We start from the raw sequence: 18,142 nt of genomic DNA on the forward strand, positions 1-18,142 counted from the left end.
ACCACCTCCCTAAGTATCTCGACGTCAAGATACTTGAGCCGGTTGGGATAGGGTGGGATGCGACGTGAACGACAGTCGAACGACGGCCGGCAGAGGCCGCATGAAGGACAGTGACGTGACGGAATCCACCATCATCTACACCTACACCGACGAGGCGCCCGCGCTGGCGACGGCCTCCTTCCTGCCCATGGTGCAGGCGGTGACGCGCACCGCGGGTGTGGACATCGAAACCCGCGACATCTCGCTGGGCGGCCGCATCCTCGCCGCCTTTCCGCAGAACCTGACGCCCGAGCAGCAGGTCGGCGACGCCCTCGCCGAGCTCGGCGGTCTCGCCACGCTTCCCGAGGCCAACATCATCAAGCTTCCCAACATCTCCGCGTCGATCCCGCAGCTGAAGGCTGCGATCGCCGAGCTGCAGAGCCAGGGATACGACATCCCCGCCTATCCCGACGAGCCGAGCACGGTCGAGGAGAAGGACATCCGCGCCCGCTACGACCGCATCAAGGGCTCCGCGGTCAACCCGGTGCTGCGCGAGGGCAACAGCGACCGTCGCGCGCCGCTGTCGGTGAAGAGCTACGCGCGCAAGCACCCGCACCGCAACAAGCCGTTCGCCGAAGGGTCGAAGACCCGGGTCGCGACCATGGGCCACGACGACTTCCGTTCGAACGAGAAGTCGGTGCTGATCCCCACCGACGATGTGCTGACGATCCGCCACGTCGCAGCCGACGGCACCGAGACGGTGCTCAAGGACGGCATCAAGGTGCTCCCCGGCGAGATCGTGGACGCCACGTTCCTCTCCGCGAAGGCCCTCGACGCCTTCCTCGCCGAGACCATCGAGACCGCCCGGGCCGACGACGTGCTCTACTCGGTGCACCTCAAGGCGACGATGATGAAGGTCAGCGACCCGATCATCTTCGGCCACGTCGTGAAGGCCTTCCTCCCCGACGTCTTCGCACGCCACGGCGCGGCTCTCACCGCGGCCGGTCTCACCCCCAACGACGGACTCGGCGCGATCCTCGCCGGACTGTCGAAGGTCGACGGCGGCGACGAGATCGCAGCGGCCATCCGTGCCGACCTCGACGGCGGACCGCGCCTGTCGTACGTCAACTCCGACAAGGGCATCACCAACCTCCACGTCCCCTCCGACGTGATCGTCGATGCGTCGATGCCCGCCCTGATCCGCAACGGCGGCAAGCTCTGGGGAGCCGACGGCGGCGAAGACGACACGCTCGCGGTCATCCCCGACTCGTCCTACGCGAGCGTCTACCAGACGGTCATCGACGATTGCCTCGCGCATGGTCCGCTCGACCCGGCCACGATCGGCACCGTGCCCAACGTCGGGCTCATGGCCCAGGCTGCCGAGGAGTACGGCAGCCACGACAAGACGTTCGAGATCTCGGCTGCGGGCACCGTCCAGGTGGTCAACGCCGCCGGCGATGTGCTCATCGAGCACGAGGTGCAGGCGGGCGACATCTGGCGGGCGATGCAGACGAAGGATGTCGCGATCCGCGACTGGGTGAAGCTCGCCGTCACCCGTGCCCGCGCCACCGGCGCTCCCGCGGTGTTCTGGCTCGACCAGACCCGCGCCCACGACGCCACGCTCATCGAGAAGGTGCACACCTACCTCGCCGACCACGACACCGACGGCCTCACGATCGAGATCCTCGCCCCCGCGGAGGCGACGCAGTACTCCCTCGACCGCCTCCGTCGCGGTGAGGACACGATCTCGGTCACCGGCAACGTGCTGCGCGACTACCTCACCGACCTCTTCCCGATCCTCGAGGTCGGAACGAGCGCCAAGATGCTGTCGATCGTGCCGCTCCTCGCCGGCGGCGGGCTATTCGAGACCGGCGCCGGCGGATCGGCGCCCAAGCACGTGCAGCAGCTCGTCGCCGAGAACTACCTCCGCTGGGACTCGCTGGGCGAGTTCTTCGCCCTCGCCGCATCGCTCGAGCACCTCGCCGATGTGACCGGCAACGGCAAGGCGAAGGTGCTGGCCGATACCTTGGATGCCGCGACCGGGACCTTCCTCGAGAACGACAAGTCGCCCGGCCGCGCCCTCGGCACGATCGACAACCGGGGGAGCCACTACTACCTCGCGCTGTACTGGGCGCAGGAGCTGGCTCGCCAGAGCGCCGACCCCGAGCTCGCCGCAGCCTTCGCGCCCATCGCCGAGGCGCTCGCCGAGAACGAGCAGCGCATCGTCGATGAGCTCATCGCCGTGCAAGGTTCGCCCGCTGAGATCGGCGGCTACTACCGTCCCGACCCCGAACGGGTCGCGCAGGTGATGCGCCCCTCGGCGACTCTGAACGGGATCATCGACGGCATCGCCTGACCCGGTCGCCGAGCCGCCGCCACGAGGGCGGGCCGCCTACAGTCGCTCGCGCAGGAACGCCGCCTGCACAAGCCACTGGTAGGACTGCCCGCCCTCGTGCTCGTTGAAGGGGTAGACCTCGATCGCCTTGTCGTCGACCGGCACGCGGTTGTACGCCGCGAACACCGTCGACGGCGGGCAGATCATGTCGTGCAGGGCGGCCGAGAACAGCGCGGGCGCGGAGATCCGAGCGGCGAAGTTCACGCCGTCCACGTACGACAGGGTGCGGAAGACCCGCTCCTCGGCGCCCCGGTGCACCCGGAGGTAGCGCACGATCTCCTGGTACGGGTCGGCGTCGGTGAGGCCCACGGCGCGTTCGAAGTGGCAGAGGAACGGCACGTCGGGCATCACGGCGCGAAGACCTTCGACCAGCCCGCCCACGGCGATGGCGATCCCGCCCCCCTGGCTGCCGCCCGTGACCGCGACGCGGGCGGGGTCGATCTGCGGCAGCCCGCGCACGGCGTCGACGGCACGAACGCCGTCGGTGAAGAGACGTCGGTAGTAGTACGTCGCGGGGTCGTCGATGCCGCGGGTCATGAATCCGGATGCCGCGGGCCCCGACCCATGCGGGTCGGGTGTCTCACCGCCCGAACCCCAGCCGCTTCCCTGCCCGCGGGTGTCCATGAAGAGGTGGGCGTACCCAGCGTTGGCCCAGGACAGACGCTCGTGGGGGAGTCCGCGGCCGCCGCCGTATCCGTTGAACTCCACGACGGCCGGAAGGGGTCCGTCCGTGCCGCGCGGCACCCACAGCCAGGCCTTGACGGGGTCGCCCGCGAAGCCCGGGAACGTCACGTCGTAGGTGTCGATGAGGGTGAGGGGCGTGGCCACCGGAGTGACGACGACGTCGCCGCCCGCGGCGCGGGCGGCACCGATCGTACCGGTCCAGAACTCGTCGAAATCGGCCGGTTCGGCCACGGTGGGGCGATAGGTCGTCAGGTCGGCGGGGCTCAGATCGAAGCGGGGCACCGGGTCAGCGTAGCGCCCTCCCGGCGTCGATCGCCGCGCCTCAGGAGTAGACGCTGACCTCGGTGCCGGTGGCGGTCCACTCGTAGATGAAGCGTGCCGCGTCATCCCACATGTTCACGCACCCGTGGCTCTGCGGGAAGCCGAGCGACGAGCGGAAGTTCGATGCGCCGTGGAACGCGATGTCGGGTGCGAACCACGTGATGTAGGGCACGTCCTCGGTGCAGTAGCTGTTCACCGCATCGGGGTTGTAGCAGAGCGCGCCCATGTCCTGGATGCGGGTGTAGGCGAAGACGGTGAAGTTGCCGGTCGGGGTGGGCGTGGCGGCGGTGCCCGACGAGATGGTGAACGACTCCACCATGTTGCCGTTCTCGAACAGGTAGGCCCGCTGCGCGCTGAGATCGACCTCGACCGAGCGGGCGAGAGCGACCGTGGTGAAGGGCGTCTCGGTGACGCCGAGCTCGATGACGCCGTCGCCGGCGGTGATCTGCGAAGCGGCGTCGGCCGCGAGACCGTCGGTGGACTCCAACGCCCGACCGTTCACGCCGGCCACGTCCTCGCGCAGGACCGCACCGGCCTTGTTGGTGATGACGGTGGCGTTGACGGCCTCACGGTTGACCAGGCCGGGCAGGGTGTCGATGACCGACTGGATGCCCGCCTGATCGACCTCGATCGAGATCGTTCCGCGGTCGCCGTCGCCGAGGGTGATCCAGGAGGCCACGACGGCGCGGTCGAGCGGTACGGTCCGCTCCTCGCCGATGTAGAACCCCGCGGTGTCGAGCATGGCGTTCAGTCGCGAGGCGGTTGCTTCCGCGATCGTCGTGGTGGTCTCGGCCTCGACCGCGGCGAGCGACGGTGCGACCTCGACGCGCTGCTCGCCCGCGAGGAACGCATCCTGCAGACTCTGCCGCACGGCATCGGCGTCGATGCCCTCGCCCGCAACGGCGGGCGTGACCTGGTAGCTCGCGGAGGCCGCGTCGAAGGCGACAGCGGCGTCGACGGGTGAGACGGAGAGCTCGGGGGCGGCGGCCTGCAGCGCCTCGGCGGCGAGCACCGGATCGAGCTGCACCTCGGCGTCGACCGGGGAGGGGAACCAGCCGGTCGGGTTCCACATGGGGTGCTCGGCGAAGGCGGTCTCGGCGAGAGCCTGCGCGTCGACGGTGGCTCCGAGGTCGGCGCCGGTCAGCTCGGCGTCGCCACCGGGCCCGGTGAGGACGACCGTCGTCTCGGCGAGACGGTTCTCGATCGCGGCGGCGGCGGCTCCGGGGGTCATGAAGCCCACGGGTACTCCGGCCACCGCCGTGCCCGGAGCGATGAGGAAGACGGATGCCGCGACCATGCCGATCGCGGCGGCCGCAGCCGTCACACCGATCCAGAGGCCCCAGCGGCGCTTCTTCGGAGCGGGTTCCGCGGGCGCCCAGGCGTAGGTCGGTGCGTCTGCGCCGGGGACGTCGGACGACGGCGCGTCGGTGACGTCGTCAGCCTGCGGCTGGGTGGAATCGACAGCCTGCGGCTGCGGTTCAGCGGCCCCGTCGGCATTCGGCCGGGTCACAAGGTCAGTCACGCGGTCCCCCCGACTGCGTCAGTGTCGTCATTCCATGCTAAACGACGCCGTCACCGGCGAGGACAACGGTCTTATCACGACCCGGCGTGCGACGACTCAGGGCGCGCAGAGCTCCTGGAACTTCGTCACGGTCACCTGGAACGACTCGCCGATCGCAGCGGCATCCTCGATCTGGGTGAGGTCGCCGCTGGCGACGGAGTCCATCACCTCGGCGGTCTGCGTGAACATGTCCTGGAGCTCGGGCAGAAGTGCGGCGATCTCGTCGTTGGTCACCTGCGAGGCGGCGGAAGCCAGGCTGTCAGCGGCGGCGCGGGCGGCCTCGGCGACGGCGCCGGGGTCTTCGGCCGAGGCCTCCTGGAACTCGGTGGTCGCCTCGGTGATGCTGTCGGAGATGAGAAGGCACGCGTCCTGCGTGGACTGACCGCCGTCGCCCGAGGTGTCGGACGACCCTTCGTCGGTGGTGCCCTGCGAGGGCGCGGAGTCCTCGGAAGGGGAGGCGGCGGGCGCACCCGTGCACCCGGCGAGGGCCAGGACGGCGAGCAGGCTGAGGGTGCCGATGGTGGCTGTGGATCGCATGGCGACCTCCTTCGTCGACCTCCACCCTAGGTCAGTGGCGTTGATCACGAATTCGTAAAGACTCCTTCCAGATCGACATCGCCTCTTGCGCGGAACTTAGTTCGTAAGGTGTACTAACAAACATGACCCCGGTCGACACCTCTCGCACACCCCTCGGCGGCACGGCCTCCCCGGCGCCGAGTCTGCCGCCGCGCGGGCGCCGTCAGACCGCGAAGGTGCTGCCCGAGCAGGCGCGTCGGCACAACCGTTCCCTGGTGCTGCAGACGCTCTTCCACGGCGGGGCGATGAGCCGTGCCGACCTGGCCCGGGAAACCCGGCTGACGCGCGTGACCATCTCCGACCTCGTGGCGGAATTGATCGCCGACGGTTTCCTGGCCGAGTTCGGCACCCGCGAGGCGGCCGGTCCCGGCAAGCCCGCGATCCTCGTCGATCTCGACCGCGCGGGTCACCGGATCGTGGGCCTCGATCTGTCGGGGAGCGAGACCTTCATCGGTGCGGTGCTCACGCTGGACGGCGAGATCGTCGCCCGGCACGAGGTGGCGGCTCCGGCGGCGGCCGCCGACGTGGTGGACACCGCGGTGGCGCTGGCGCGGTCGCTCGTCGCCGACGCCCACGCTCCCGTCCTCGGCGTCGGTGTGGGAACCCCCGGTGTCGTCGACGAGCACGGCGTGATCCTCGCTGCGCCGAACTTCGGCTGGGTGGGTTTCGACTTGGAACGCGCGCTGACCGACGCCCTGCGGCTGCCGGTCCTGGTGGCCAATGACGCCAACGCCGCCGTCCTCGCCGAGTACACCCTCGGGGGAGCCGCCGACGACGTGATGCTCATCAAGGTCGGCCGCGGTGTCGGCGCGGGACTCCTCACCGGAGGCACCCCGCTGCGCGGCTCGCGCTTCGCCGCGGGCGAGATCGGCCATGTCACGGTCGGCACCGACGGCGGCCCGCAGTGCGCATGCGGGAAGATCGGATGTCTCGAGGCGTGGCTCTCGGTCCCCTCGCTCACCGCGCGTCTCTCCGCCGCATCCGACGACGCCTCCCGCGAGAGCGTGCTCCGCGACGCGGGGGAGCGGCTCGGTATCGCGCTGGCTCCGGTGGTCGCCACCCTCGATCTGTCCGAGATCGTGCTCTCCGGCCCTCCCGAACTGCTCGAGGGGCCCCTCGCGGAAGCCACCCTCGACACCCTGCGCGCCCGCACCCTCGCTCCCTTCCACGAGGGGGTGCGCATCCGAATGACCTCGCACGGTCAGGACATCGTTCTGCGCGGCGCCGCCGTCATGGTGCTCTCCGGTCAACTCGGGGTCTCCTGATGCCCTTCCACTTCCGCTCCCCGCACACCCGGTCGGTTTCTCCGACCCCACCCAGAAGAAGGAACGCTATGAAGAAGACGCTCGTGAGCGCCGCCCTGCTCGGGGTCGGCGCCGTGGTGCTGGCCGGCTGCGCCGGCGGCACGGGCTCGGCAGGCTCGGACGAAGGTGCCGAGATCCGCGTGTGGCTGGTCGGCGCCGACACGCCGCAGGAGGCCCGCGACTACCTCGTCGAGACGTTCGAGGCGGACAACCCCGGCTCCACCCTCGTGATCGAGGAGCAGAGCTGGGAGGGGCTGGTCGACAAGCTCACCACCAGCCTGTCCAGCTCCGACAGCCCCGACATCGTGGAGTTCGGAAACACACAGGCGCCCGCCTTCACCTCCGTCGGCGCCCTCCTCGACCTCAGCGACGAGTTCGAGGCCCTGGGCGGTGACGACCTCCTGCCCGGCTTCGTCGAAGCCGGTTCGTACGACGGGGCGTTCTACGCACCGCCGCTGTACTCCGGTGCCCGTGTGGTGTTCGCCGATCCGGCGCTCGTCACCGAGGCGCCGGCGACCCTGGATGACTACATCGCCTCGGCGACCGCCCTCGCCGAGGCGAATCCCGGAAAGTCGGGCATCTACTTCGCTGGTCAGGACTGGTACAACGCCCTTCCGTTCATCTGGGAGAACGGCGGCGAGATCGCCGTCGAATCGAACGGCGAGTGGGACGCGCAGTTGAGCTCGGACGAGTCGGTCGCCGGCCTCCTCCAGGTGCAGGAGCTGATGACGACGGCGTCGACCGCCCCCAAGGACGGCGACAATGCCGAGCCGTGGACTCCCTATTGCGAGGGTTCTGCGATCCAGTTCTCCGCTCCGAACTGGGCCCTGGGTCTCGCGAGCGCCTGCGAGACCGAGAACCCGCCCGCCGCTCCGCTCGTCTATGCGCTTCCCGGCATGGATGGAGGACCCGCCCAGGTCTTCGCCGGCGGGTCGAACATCGGCATCTCGGCCCGGTCCGCCAACCCCGACCTCGCCAAGGAAGCGCTGGCGATCATCCTCAGCGACGAGTTCCAGACGATCTACGGCGAGAACGGCCTGATCCCCGCCAAGAAGTCGCTCGCCTCCACCCTCGGCGACTCCCCCGAAGCGGCTGCGTTCGCCGAGGCCGCGAGCAACGCCAAGCTGACGCCCGCGTCTGCGAACTGGGCCGAGGTCGAAGCATCTCGCGTTCTGGAAGACTTCTTCGTCAAGATCGCTCAGGGCGGTGACGTCGCCGCGCTCGCAGCCGAGGTCGACACCCAGATCGAGGACATCCTCAACGGCTGATTCCTCCCTCCGGGCCGGCGGTGTTCGCGCCGCCGGCCCGGCCCCACGACCCGGTTCGCAACCACCCCTGGAGACCCGCCATGTCGACGCTGCACAGCGACGTCAGCCCCGCCGTGAGTGCGGTCGACGGTGAACGCCTCGTCGCCCCCGCACCGCCGCCGAGCCCCGGCAGGCGCCGAGCGCTCCGCCCCGGCACCCTCACCCCCTACGCCCTCCTCACGCCTGCGCTGATCGTCCTCGCCGCCATCACCGGGTGGCCGCTCGTGCAGCTGGTGATCATGTCGTTCCAGGAGTTCGGCCGGGCGCAGGTCTTCGGCGCCCCGCCGGAATTCATCGGCCTCGCCAACTACATCGGCATCCTCACCGATCCGCAGTTCTGGCAGGTGCTCACCCGTTCGCTGCTCTTCGCGGCGGTGTGCGTGGTCGCGACGATGGTGCTCGGCATCCTCATCGCTCTGCTGATGCGACGCCTGGGCGCGGTCATCCGCACCCTCGTCTCGATCGGACTGCTGCTGGCGTGGGCGATGCCCCCGCTGTCGGCGACGATCGTCTGGGGCTGGATCTTCGACACCCAGTACGGCGTGCTGAATCAGGTGCTCTCCCAGGTGTTCGGCCTCGAGCAGTTCGCGGGGCATTCCTGGCTCATCGAGCCGCTGAGCTTCTTCTTCGTCGCGACGATCATCATCGTGTGGGGCGCGATCCCGTTCGTCGCCTTCACCGTCTACGCGGGACTGACCCAGGTTCCCGACGAAGTGCTCGAGGCCGCGCAGCTCGACGGGGCGGGTGCGACGAAGCGGTTCTTCCTCGTCATCGTGCCCTTCATCCGCCCGATCCTCGTGGTCGTCACGATCCTCCAGGTGATCTGGGATCTGCGGGTGTTCACCCAGATCTACGCCCTGCAGTCGATCGGGGGTCTGGCGGAGCAGACCAACACCCTCGGGGTGTACATCTACCGGGTCTCGCTCGGCGCCGGCGACTTCGGCGTGGGCGGAGCCATCTCGGTGATCGTCGTGCTGCTGCTGGTGGCCCTGTCGATCTTCTACGTCCGCCGCAACCTCCGGGAGGAGTCGCTGTGACCACGCTCGCTCCCTCGCGGAACCTGACGTCTGCGCGGACCCGCCGCCGTGTCGCATCCGTCTTCGCGGCCGTTGCGGGCTTGATCGTCTTCGCGTGCTCGGTGTTCCCCGTGTACTGGATGGTCAACACCTCGCTGCAGCCCAACGGCCAGGTGCGCGGCAGCACCCTCCGCCTGTGGCCCGAGAATGCCACCCTCGAGAACTACCTCGGCGTGATCTTCGACCATGACCGCGCGCCGTTCCTTCCCGCGCTCGGTAACTCCCTCGCCGTGACCCTGCTCACCGTCGCGGTCTCGCTGGTCTTCGCCTTCCTCGCCGCGCTCGCCGTGACGCGGTTCCGCTTCCGCAGCCGCGCGGCGTTCATCGTCACGATCCTCATCATCCAGATGATCCCCGCCGAGGCGCTCATCATCTCCGTCTTCCGCCTCATCGACGGCTGGCAGCTGCTGAACACCGTCATCGGCCTCACCGCGGTCTACCTCGCGACAGTCCTCCCCTTCACGATCTGGACTCTTCGCGGCTTCGTCAACGGCGTGCCGATCGAGCTCGAGGAGGCGGCCATGATCGACGGGTTGAGCAGGTCGCAGGCGTTCTGGCGGGTGACCTTCCCGCTTCTCGCCCCCGGCCTCGTCGCCACCGGCGTCTTCGGATTCATCCAGGCCTGGAACGAGTTCGTCTTCGCCCTCGTGCTCAATCCGCGCCCCGAGGCCATGACCCTGCCCGTGTGGCTCCGCACCTTCCTCGACCCCAACGGCGGCATCAACTGGGCCGAGCTCATGGCAGGATCGACGCTCGTGTCGATCCCGGTCGTGGTGTTCTTCCTCATCGTGCAGAGCCGGATGACGTCGGGTCTGGTCTCCGGGGCGGTGAAGGGCTGATGCGGGTCGGATTGGACGTCGGCGGCACCAAGACCGAAGCGGTGGCCCTGGACGACGAGGCGTCGGTCGTCGCGCGCGTGCGCCGCTCCACCGCTTTCGGCCCCGAGGGTGTCATCTCCTCGATCCTCGCGGCGGTCGAGGAGGTGAGCACGCGCGCCGGCGGGCCGGCGACATCGGTCGGGATCGGGATGCCGGGACAGATCGTCCCCGGCTCGGGCGTCATCTCCCACGCGGTGAACCTCGGCGTGCGCTCCCTCGACGTCGCCGCGGTGGTCGGCGCCGCCCTCGCGGTACCCATCGACGTCGAGAACGACGTCAAGGCCGCCGCGCTCGGCGCTGCCGTGCTCCGCCGATCTGCGACGGTGGGGAGCTCCGGCGCTGCGGAGTCGGGCCTTGCCTACCTGAACCTCGGCACCGGAGTGGCCGCGGGGCTCGTCACCGGGGGAGCCCTCTGGCGTGGATCCCGCGGTGCGGCAGGTGAGATCGGCCACCTGAGCGTCGACCCCGCCGGACCCCGGTGTCGCTGTGGTCAACGCGGATGCATCGAGGCGCTCGCCGGAGGCCGCGCCATCGCCGAACGGTGGGAGAGGCCCGCGGCACTCCCCGTCGCCGACGTGTTCGACTGCGTCGACGCAGACCGATCCGACAGCGCCGTCCGTGACCGGGCGCGGGACCTTCGCGACGACCTGGTGCGCGGGGTGGCGGCGGCGGTCCGGGTGCTCGTCCTCACCGCCGACGTGGACGTCGTCGTGCTCGGCGGCGGGCTCACGGCCCTCGGCGACCGACTCGTCACGCCGGTGCGAGCGGCGCTGCGGCGAAGCGGCGAGACCTCGCCGTTCCTGCGGTCGCTGCACCTCGACGAGCGGATCGAGCTCCTTCCCGCCGGATCGCCGGCCGCGGCGCTCGGTGCAGCCCTGCTCGGCGCCGAGCGGGGCGAGGAGGTGCTGACCGTTGGCTGAGATCGTCATCGTCGACAGTCCTGACGCCGCCGGCGCCCTCGTCGCCGCCGAGATCGTCCGTCTCATCGGTGAGAACCCGCGGACGGTGCTGGGACTCGCCACCGGGTCGACGCCCCTTCCGGTCTACCGGGCGCTCCGGGAGCAGACCGCGGGGATCGACCTGTCCGGCATGCGGGGCTTCGCCCTCGACGAATACGTCGGAATCGCGCCCGACCACCCCGAGAGCTACGCCTCGGTCATCCGCCGCGAGGTCGTCGAACCGCTCGGCCTCGACCCGGCGCTCGTGCATGTGCCCGACGGCGACCTCGAGCGCATCACCGTGTCGGGCGAGGAGTACGAGCAGGCGATCGACGACGCCGGCGGGGTGGATCTCCAGATCCTCGGCATCGGCACCGACGGCCACCTCGGGTTCAACGAGCCGGGGTCGTCGTTCGCATCGCGGACGCGGGTGAAGACGCTCACCGCCCAGACCCGCCGCGACAACGCCCGCTTCTTCCCGAGCCTGGACGACGTGCCGCGGCACTGCATCACGCAGGGGCTCGGAACGATCCTGCGCGCGCGACACCTCGTGCTCCTTGCCTTCGGCCAGGGCAAGGCCGCGGCGGTCGCCGGTGCCGTCGAGGGCCCGCTCACCGCGTCGCTTCCGGCATCGGCGATCCAGTTGCATCCGCACGCCACGGTCGTCATCGACGAAGAGGCCGCTTCGCAGCTCCGATTCGTCGACTACTACCGCTACGCCTGGGAGAACAAGCCCGACGCTCAGGGCCTGTAGTCCGCGCCCCACACGAGAGGCAGCAGCACGACGCAGAGGGGCGCGAGCGGCGTCTGCGCGGCATCCTCCCTCGTGATCCACCGGGCCTCGGCGATCTCCGCCCGCGGCGCAGCGTCGGCCGGATCGATCTCCAGTCGGAACGCGTCGGCGACGACATCGTGGCCCGGTTCGTTGGCGGCGGCGGTGCGGAAGACCCCGAGCGGATGCAGCGACGCGGCCGTGACCGAGAGGCCGAGTTCCTCCCGGAGCTCGCGCACGAGTGTCTCGGCGGGGTTCTCGCCGGGTTCGGGTTTGCCGCCGGGGTTCATGAACAGCCGCGTGCCGGTCTTTCGCACGAGGAGCGCGCGGCCCGCGGCATCCGTGACCACCCCCGCGCTCACACGGATCGACGGCGGGTTCACGCGAACACTTTGCCGGGGTTCAGGATCCCCTGGGGGTCGAAGACGCGGGCGATCTCGCGCTGGAGCCGCCACTGGTCATCGCCGAGCTCGTCGGCGAGCCAGCGGCGCTTCAAGACGCCCACCCCGTGTTCGCCGGTGAGCGTGCCGCCGAGCCGCAGCGCCGCGCGGAACAGCTCGTCGGCGGCCTCCCACACCTCGGCGGGAACCTCGCCGGGTCCCGGGTAGATGAAGTTCGGATGGAGGTTCCCGTCGCCGGCGTGGGCGACGGTGGGGATGGTCATGGCGTACTCCCGCTCGATGCGCGCGATCTCGTCGAACATCGCCGGGAGGGCGCTGCGAGGTACGGAGACGTCTTCGATGAGCGTGGTGCCGAGGCTCTCCATCGCCGGATGCATCGACCGGCGGATCGACAGCAGCCGCTCGCCCTCTTCCGGGTCGTGTGAGAGCGCGACCGTACCGCCTGCGGCGGCGAGGATCGCGGCGATCTGATCGGCCTCGGCGCGTGCGGCGGCGCCGTCGGTCTGGATGGTCAGCTGCGAGGCGCCGGGCGTGGGGTGGGGGAGGTTCAGCAGCGCGTGGACGGCGGCCAGAGACGCGGCATCCATCAGCTCCATGATCGCCGGCTGGATGCCCGCCGCGGTCACCGCCGCGGAACCACCGGCAGCCGCGCGCACGGTGGGGAAGGTCGCTGCGATCGTGCAGACCTCCCCGGCGGTGAGGCGGCGGAGCTTCAGGGTTGCGCCCACGATCACGCCGAGGGTTCCCTCCGAGCCGATGAAGAGCGAGGTGAGGTCGAGGCCCGTGACGCCCTTGACGGTGCGGTGCCCGAGGGAGAGCAGCCGCCCGTCGGCGAGGACGACATCGAGGCCGAGCACCGCGTCGCGGACCACGCCGTACTTCGCGCACAGAAGGCCGCCGGCCCCGGTGGCGATGTTGCCGCCGACGGTCGAGATGGCCCGGCTCGCCGGATCGGGAGCCCACCACAGTCCGTGCGGGGCGAGAGCGGCGTTGAGATCGGCGTTGAGGATGCCGGGTTCGACGACCGCGATCAGGTCGTCGGCGCGCACCTCGAGCACCCGGCGCATCCCGCGGACCGAGAGGGCGATCTCACCCGCGCCGGCGTTCGCGCCGCCGGCGAGTCCGGTGCGCGCCCCCTGGGTGACGACAGGGGTCGAGGTCTCGCTCGCGACGCGGAGGGTCGCCTGCACATCGGCGACGTCGCGCGCGTGGATGACGGCGAGGGGCGGGCCGGAAGCGGCGTGGCCGGACTTGTCGGCGCGCGCGGCCTCGCGGGCGGCGTCGGAGTCATCCACGCGATCGCCCAGCGCCGCGCGGAGCGCGTCGAGCACTGCGCGGACGTCGGGGGTCACGACGACAGCTGTCGCCGGCCGGCGAACACCCCGGCGGTGACGGCGATGACGCCGAAGACGACGCCGACCCAGACCGCGCCGAGGTCCCACCACGCGAGGACGGCGGCGGCATAGACGAGCAGCTCGACGAAAGCCCGCACGAACGGGTGCACCGCGAACACGGCGCGGGGCGAGACGAACAGCGCCCAGATGAGGATCGCGATCACCGGGGCGCCGATGCCGGCGACGATGTTCCAGGGGAGAGGCCAGGCGACGAAGCCCCAGAAGGCCAGCGAGACGAAGGCGAACAGCTCGCAGACGAAGGCGAGGATGTCGATTCCCGACAGTGGTGCACGGGTGCCGGCGGGGCGCCCCTCTGCCGGCGCTTGCGGCTGCTGGGGTGCGACGTTCGGCGTCGGCGCGGGGCTCGATCCGGAGGTGCGCCCAGCGTCCGTCCGCGGTGTCTGGGTGGGCTCTTCGGGCATTGCTCCAGTCTAGGCGCGGGGGTGCGCCCTGAACCCGGGATGCCGGGGGTTGGCTCCGGCAACGGCGCTCACTCCTGCGCCCACGGGATCCGGCCGTCGGGATGGAACGCGATCCCCTGTCGCCGCCAAAGCGGGCCGAGTCCGCCGACGCGGCGGCGGAACGACTCCCACGAGCGCTCGGGGGTGGAGCCGAGGGGTGCCGACCACGCCGCTTCGGCTGCGGCGGCCAGGCGCGGGAACATCATGGTGTCCAGGCCCGCGAGGTCGTCGATGGTCTCGGTCCACACGGCCGCTTCGACGCCGACGATGTCGTCGTCGTCGATCCCGTCGATGATCGATGCCGGATCCCACTCGTAGGCCCGGCGGACGCTCGTGGGGCCGTTCGCCCAGGTGAGGCCGCGGGGGGTGTCGTCGTCGTACTTCATGTCGAGGTAGACCGCGTCGGCGGGGGAGAGGATGATGCCGCTCGCGCGGCGGACGAAGGCCAGAGCCGCGTCCGTGCTCTCGGCGTCGGGGGTCGTCAGGCCCCAGTACTGCCCGACGGTCTCGGGGGCGACGTCGGCGCGTCCCGCGTCGTGCCACGTCAGCGGAACCTTCCCCAGATCGGCGACGAGCTGGGTGACGCGCGAGAGGAAGGCGTCGTACTGGTCGGGGGCGGTGCCAAACGCCTCGTCGCCGCCCAGGTGCAGGTACGGACCCGGCGTGAGGTGGGCGAGCTCCCCGAGCACGTCGGCGACGAAGTCGAACGTCGCCTCGTCGTCGAGGCGGAGCGAGGAGAACCCCACGCCGAGCCCGGTGTACGGCATCCCCGCTGTCGGGAGGGCCTCTCCGCGGGTGCCGGCCTCAGCGGCGAGCTCGGGGGTCACGACGGGGTCGGCTGCGAGATGCGGGTAGGCGAGGCCGACGGCGTGGGTATGCCCCGGCAGATCGATCTCGGGGACGACGGTGAGGTGGCGGGCGGCGGCGTACGCGACGATCTCCTGATAGTCCTCGCGCGTGTAAAAACCTCCCGGACCGCCGCCGATCTCCGAGTTCGACGCAGCCGCGGTCAGGGCGGGGTGCGCGTGCAGCTGCAGACGCCACCCCTGGTCGTCGGTGAGGTGGAGGTGCAGGTGCGTGAGCTTCAGGCTCGCTGCCCGGTCGATGACGGCGCAGACGTCTGCCACCGGGAAGAAATGGCGCGCGACGTCGAGCATGAGCCCGCGATAGGCGAAGCGGGGTGCGTCGTCGACGCGGATGGCGGGGACCAGCCAGCCCTCGGATGCAGGGCTGAGCAGCTGCGCCAGGGTGTGGAGGCCCGCGGCGAGCCCGGCGGCGTCGGCGGCCGAGATCTCGATGCCGGTGTCGCCGGCGACCAGCCGGTACGCGCCGAGCGGTGCGATGTCGGATCCCAGCGACAGAGTGAGCGCGGGGGCGGATGCGGAGACGTCGGAAGGCAGAGCGAGGGTCTGCGCGGTGGCCGCGGAAAGGATGCGGCGGGCCGCCGCCGCAGCATCCGGATCCGCGATCAGCGGGGTCTGCGCAGTCAGGACGAACGGGGCGCCCTCGATGGCGATCACCGAGCGGGGGAGGGGGACGAGGGCCGGAATCGCCGTCATGTAAGGATCCTTTACAAAAAGCGGTCCGATCAGCCTACCGCCCGCGATCCACTATGCTCGGGGTGTCGCGACTGGCGTTGAGGTGGGACACCACCGGGGAGCGACCGGGAGTCATCCGTCCGACCGCAGAGCATCCGACCGCACGCCTGGGCCGATGTCCGATCCGCCGCTGTGGAAGGAGACCGTCGTGTCCGATCCGATCTTCAACGCCCCTCTTGCCGAGGTCGACCCTGAGATCGCCGACGTGCTCGAGCGCGAGCTCGACCGTCAGCGGGGCTTCCTCGAGATGATCGCGTCCGAGAACTTCGTGCCGGTCTCGGTGCTGCAGTCGCAGGGCTCGGTGCTGACCAACAAGTACGCCGAGGGATACCCCGGCCGCCGCTACTACGGCGGCTGCGAGGTCGTCGACGTCGCTGAGGAGCTCGCGATCGAGCGCGCGAAGGCGCTGTTCGGCGCCGGGTTCGCCAACGTCCAGCCGCACTCGGGTGCCACGGCGAATGCCGCCGTGCTGCACGCGATCGCCCGCCCCGGTGATACGCTGCTCGGTCTCGCTCTCGACCAGGGCGGTCACCTCACGCACGGGATGAAGATCAACTTCTCCGGTCGGCTGTTCGACATCGTCGCCTACGGCGTCGACCCCGAGACCTCTCTGATCGACATGGACGAGGTGCGGCGCCTCGCCGTGGAGCACAAGCCGAAGGTCATCATCGCGGGCTGGTCGGCCTACCCTCGTCAGCTCGACTTCGCCCGGTTCCGTGAGATCGCCGATGAGGTGGGCGCCTACCTGTGGGTCGACATGGCCCACTTCGCCGGCCTCGTGGCGGCCGGCGTGCACCCCTCGCCCTTTCCGCACGCCCACGTCGTGTCTTCCACCGTCCACAAGACCATCGGCGGTCCGCGGTCGGGCATCATCCTCACCGACGATCCCGACCTGGCCAAGAAGATCAACACCGCCGTCTTCCCGGGTCAGCAGGGCGGGCCGCTCATGCACGTCATCGCCGCGAAGGCGACCGCGTTCAAGCTGGCGGCGACACCGGAGTTCCGGGAGCGTCAGGAGCGGACGCTCCGCGGAGCGAAGATCCTCGCCGACCGGCTCATGCGGCCCGATGTCGCCGCCGCCGGCGTGGCGGTGCGCTCGGGGGGAACCGACGTGCACCTCGTGCTCGTCGACCTGCGCGAGGCCGCGATCGACGGCAAGCAGGCCGAGGACCTCCTCCACGACATCCGGATCACCGTCAACCGCAATGCCGTGCCGAACGACCCGCGTCCGCCGATGGTGACCTCGGGTCTGCGGATCGGCACCCCCGCGCTCGCCACGCGCGGGTTCGGTGACGCCGAGTTCACCGAGGTGGCCGACGTCATCGCCCTCGCGCTCCAGCCGGGTGCCGACGTCGAGTCGCTCCGCGCGCGGGTCGCCGCGCTCGCCGACGCCTTCCCGCTCTACCCCGGTCTCGCTCAGTAACCCGCGCCGCCGGCTCCGCGCAATCCCACTCACCGGGCACCCGCCCCCCGCCGCCCCGCGCCTTCCCGCGAGAATGCATCTGGACGCCGAGGATGCGGGTAGACCCCGCCCTCTCGGCGCGCAGATGCACTCTCGCCGCAGGGACGCAGAAGGAGAGACGACATGACGGCTCACAAGCTCGACGGAAAGGCCGCCGCCGCGGCGATCCGCGCGGAATTGACCGAACGGGTCGCGGCGCTCAAAGCGCGCGGCGTCACGCCGGGCATCGCGACGGTGCTCGTCGGGGCCGACCCCGCCTCGCAGCTCTACGTGGGCATGAAGCACAAGCAGTCGGTCGGCATCGGGATGAACTCGATCCAGCGCGAACTGCCGGCGGATGCCACGCAGGAGGACGTCGAGGCCCTCATCGACGAGCTGAACGCCGATCCCGAGTGCCACGGCTACATCGTGCAGCTGCCGCTGCCGAAGCACCTCGACACCGACCGGGTCCTCGAGCGGATCGACCCGGCGAAGGACGCCGACGGCCTCCACCCGACCAACCTCGGCCGACTGGTTCTCAACGTCAACGCGCCGATCACGACGCCCCTGCCCTGCACTCCCCGCGGTGTGATCGAGCTCCTGCTGCGAAACGGCTACGACCTGCAGGGCAAGCACGTCGTGGTCGTCGGCCGCGGCGTGACCATCGGGCGATCGATCGGGCTGCTGCTCACCCGCCGCGAGATCAACGCTACGGTCACCCTCACCCACACCGGCACCCCCGACATCCCGTCCTTCCTCCGCCAGGCCGACGTCATCGTCGCCGCCGCAGGGGTCAAGCACCTCGTGCGCGCGGAGGACGTCAAGCCCGGCGCCGCCGTCCTCGACGTCGGGGTGACACGCGAGGACGACCCCGAGACGGGCGCCCAGCGCGTGTACGGCGACGTCCACCCGGATGTCGCCGGCGTCGCCGGCTGGCTCTCGCCGAATCCCGGCGGGGTCGGACCGATGACCGTCGCGCTGCTCATGACGAACGTCGTCGAGGCGGCCGAGCGCTCGCTCGAGGCCTGAGCCGCGGCAGCCGTCCCTCCTCATCGT

The 18,142-nt window shown here is 70.5% G+C and carries 16 protein-coding genes and 1 riboswitch; of the genes, 9 read left to right on the forward strand and 7 right to left on the reverse strand.

What is annotated here, in order from left to right; all coding sequences use genetic code 11:
- Positions 1-115: 115 nt before the first annotated feature.
- Positions 116-2,335, forward strand: coding sequence for an NADP-dependent isocitrate dehydrogenase (locus FBY40_RS06835; protein ID WP_141937472.1), 2,220 nt, complete (start codon positions 116-118; stop codon positions 2,333-2,335).
- Positions 2,336-2,371: 36 nt separating this feature from the next.
- Here the strand turns inward: FBY40_RS06835 and FBY40_RS06840 are convergent, their stop codons facing one another.
- From FBY40_RS06840 to FBY40_RS06850, 3 genes are all read right to left on the reverse strand, one after another.
- Positions 2,372-3,340 (reverse strand): acetylxylan esterase, encoded by a 969-nt coding sequence (locus FBY40_RS06840; protein WP_141937474.1) that lies wholly within the window; start codon positions 3,338-3,340, stop codon positions 2,372-2,374.
- Between the two features lie 40 nt (positions 3,341-3,380).
- A complete protein-coding gene (locus FBY40_RS06845) occupies positions 3,381-4,901 on the reverse strand; it encodes a L,D-transpeptidase family protein (protein WP_235014649.1) in 1,521 nt (506 codons plus the stop codon).
- Positions 4,902-4,997: 96 nt separating this feature from the next.
- Positions 4,998-5,477, reverse strand: a complete 480-nt coding sequence (locus FBY40_RS06850) for a hypothetical protein (protein ID WP_141937476.1) — start codon at positions 5,475-5,477, stop codon at positions 4,998-5,000.
- A gap of 122 nt (positions 5,478-5,599) precedes the next feature.
- On the opposite strand from FBY40_RS06850, the gene FBY40_RS06855 reads away from it, so the two are divergent.
- From FBY40_RS06855 to FBY40_RS06880, 6 genes are all read left to right on the forward strand, one after another.
- Positions 5,600-6,781 carry an ROK family transcriptional regulator gene (locus FBY40_RS06855; protein WP_141937478.1) on the forward strand — a complete coding sequence of 394 codons (1,182 nt, stop codon included), beginning with the start codon at positions 5,600-5,602 and terminating at the stop codon, positions 6,779-6,781.
- Positions 6,782-6,849: 68 nt separating this feature from the next.
- On the forward strand, positions 6,850-8,088 hold the full coding sequence (locus FBY40_RS06860; RefSeq protein WP_141937480.1) for an extracellular solute-binding protein: 1,239 nt from the start codon (positions 6,850-6,852) through the stop codon (positions 8,086-8,088).
- Positions 8,089-8,168: 80 nt separating this feature from the next.
- Complete coding sequence (locus FBY40_RS06865; RefSeq protein ID WP_141937482.1) at positions 8,169-9,164, forward strand: carbohydrate ABC transporter permease; 996 nt, start codon at positions 8,169-8,171, stop codon at positions 9,162-9,164.
- Complete coding sequence (locus tag FBY40_RS06870; RefSeq protein WP_235014651.1) at positions 9,161-10,042, forward strand: carbohydrate ABC transporter permease; 882 nt, start codon at positions 9,161-9,163, stop codon at positions 10,040-10,042. Before FBY40_RS06865 ends, FBY40_RS06870 begins: the two co-directional genes overlap by 4 nt.
- Positions 10,042-11,001, forward strand: a complete 960-nt coding sequence (locus FBY40_RS06875) for an ROK family protein (RefSeq protein ID WP_141937484.1) — start codon at positions 10,042-10,044, stop codon at positions 10,999-11,001. The genes FBY40_RS06870 and FBY40_RS06875 overlap by 1 nt, the downstream gene beginning before the upstream one ends.
- Positions 10,994-11,773 (forward strand): glucosamine-6-phosphate deaminase, encoded by a 780-nt coding sequence (locus FBY40_RS06880; RefSeq protein ID WP_141937485.1) that lies wholly within the window; start codon positions 10,994-10,996, stop codon positions 11,771-11,773. Before FBY40_RS06875 ends, FBY40_RS06880 begins: the two co-directional genes overlap by 8 nt.
- Here FBY40_RS06880 and FBY40_RS06885 read toward each other — a convergent pair.
- The 4 genes from FBY40_RS06885 to FBY40_RS06900 form a co-directional block, all read right to left on the reverse strand.
- Positions 11,761-12,174, reverse strand: a complete 414-nt coding sequence (locus FBY40_RS06885; RefSeq protein WP_235014653.1) for an NUDIX hydrolase — start codon at positions 12,172-12,174, stop codon at positions 11,761-11,763. The two genes, FBY40_RS06880 and FBY40_RS06885, sit on opposite strands and share 13 nt — an antisense overlap.
- On the reverse strand, positions 12,171-13,544 hold the full coding sequence (locus FBY40_RS06890; protein WP_141937488.1) for an FAD-binding oxidoreductase: 1,374 nt from the start codon (positions 13,542-13,544) through the stop codon (positions 12,171-12,173). Before FBY40_RS06890 ends, FBY40_RS06885 begins: the two co-directional genes overlap by 4 nt.
- On the reverse strand, positions 13,541-14,008 hold the full coding sequence (locus FBY40_RS06895) for a YrdB family protein (RefSeq protein ID WP_141937490.1): 468 nt from the start codon (positions 14,006-14,008) through the stop codon (positions 13,541-13,543). The genes FBY40_RS06890 and FBY40_RS06895 overlap by 4 nt, the downstream gene beginning before the upstream one ends.
- Before the next feature lie 68 nt (positions 14,009-14,076).
- Positions 14,077-15,606, reverse strand: coding sequence for a family 20 glycosylhydrolase (locus FBY40_RS06900; protein WP_141937492.1), 1,530 nt, complete (start codon positions 15,604-15,606; stop codon positions 14,077-14,079).
- A 57-nt stretch (positions 15,607-15,663) separates the two neighbouring features.
- Positions 15,664-15,765: riboswitch (ZMP/ZTP riboswitch) on the forward strand.
- A gap of 28 nt (positions 15,766-15,793) precedes the next feature.
- On the opposite strand from FBY40_RS06900, the gene glyA reads away from it, so the two are divergent.
- A complete protein-coding gene (gene glyA, locus FBY40_RS06905; protein ID WP_141937494.1) occupies positions 15,794-17,068 on the forward strand; it encodes a serine hydroxymethyltransferase in 1,275 nt (424 codons plus the stop codon).
- 162 nt (positions 17,069-17,230) lie between these two features.
- Complete coding sequence (locus FBY40_RS06910; RefSeq protein ID WP_141937496.1) at positions 17,231-18,115, forward strand: bifunctional methylenetetrahydrofolate dehydrogenase/methenyltetrahydrofolate cyclohydrolase; 885 nt, start codon at positions 17,231-17,233, stop codon at positions 18,113-18,115.
- The last annotated feature ends 27 nt before the right edge of the window (positions 18,116-18,142 follow it).

The organism is Microbacterium sp. SLBN-154, assembly GCF_006715565.1.
Classification (GTDB): Bacteria; Actinomycetota; Actinomycetes; order Actinomycetales; family Microbacteriaceae; genus Microbacterium.

Coding starts and splice junctions, on each gene's coding strand:
- FBY40_RS06910 (WP_141937496.1), top strand. CDS start 17,231: ATGACGGCTCACAAGCTCGACGGAAAGGCCGCCGCCGCGGCGATCCGC.
- FBY40_RS06855 (WP_141937478.1), top strand. CDS start 5,600: ATGACCCCGGTCGACACCTCTCGCACACCCCTCGGCGGCACGGCCTCC.
- FBY40_RS06895 (WP_141937490.1), bottom strand. CDS start 14,008: ATGCCCGAAGAGCCCACCCAGACACCGCGGACGGACGCTGGGCGCACC.
- FBY40_RS06865 (WP_141937482.1), top strand. CDS start 8,169: ATGTCGACGCTGCACAGCGACGTCAGCCCCGCCGTGAGTGCGGTCGAC.
- FBY40_RS06850 (WP_141937476.1), bottom strand. CDS start 5,477: ATGCGATCCACAGCCACCATCGGCACCCTCAGCCTGCTCGCCGTCCTG.
- FBY40_RS06860 (WP_141937480.1), top strand. CDS start 6,850: ATGAAGAAGACGCTCGTGAGCGCCGCCCTGCTCGGGGTCGGCGCCGTG.
- FBY40_RS06875 (WP_141937484.1), top strand. CDS start 10,042: ATGCGGGTCGGATTGGACGTCGGCGGCACCAAGACCGAAGCGGTGGCC.
- FBY40_RS06900 (WP_141937492.1), bottom strand. CDS start 15,606: ATGACGGCGATTCCGGCCCTCGTCCCCCTCCCCCGCTCGGTGATCGCC.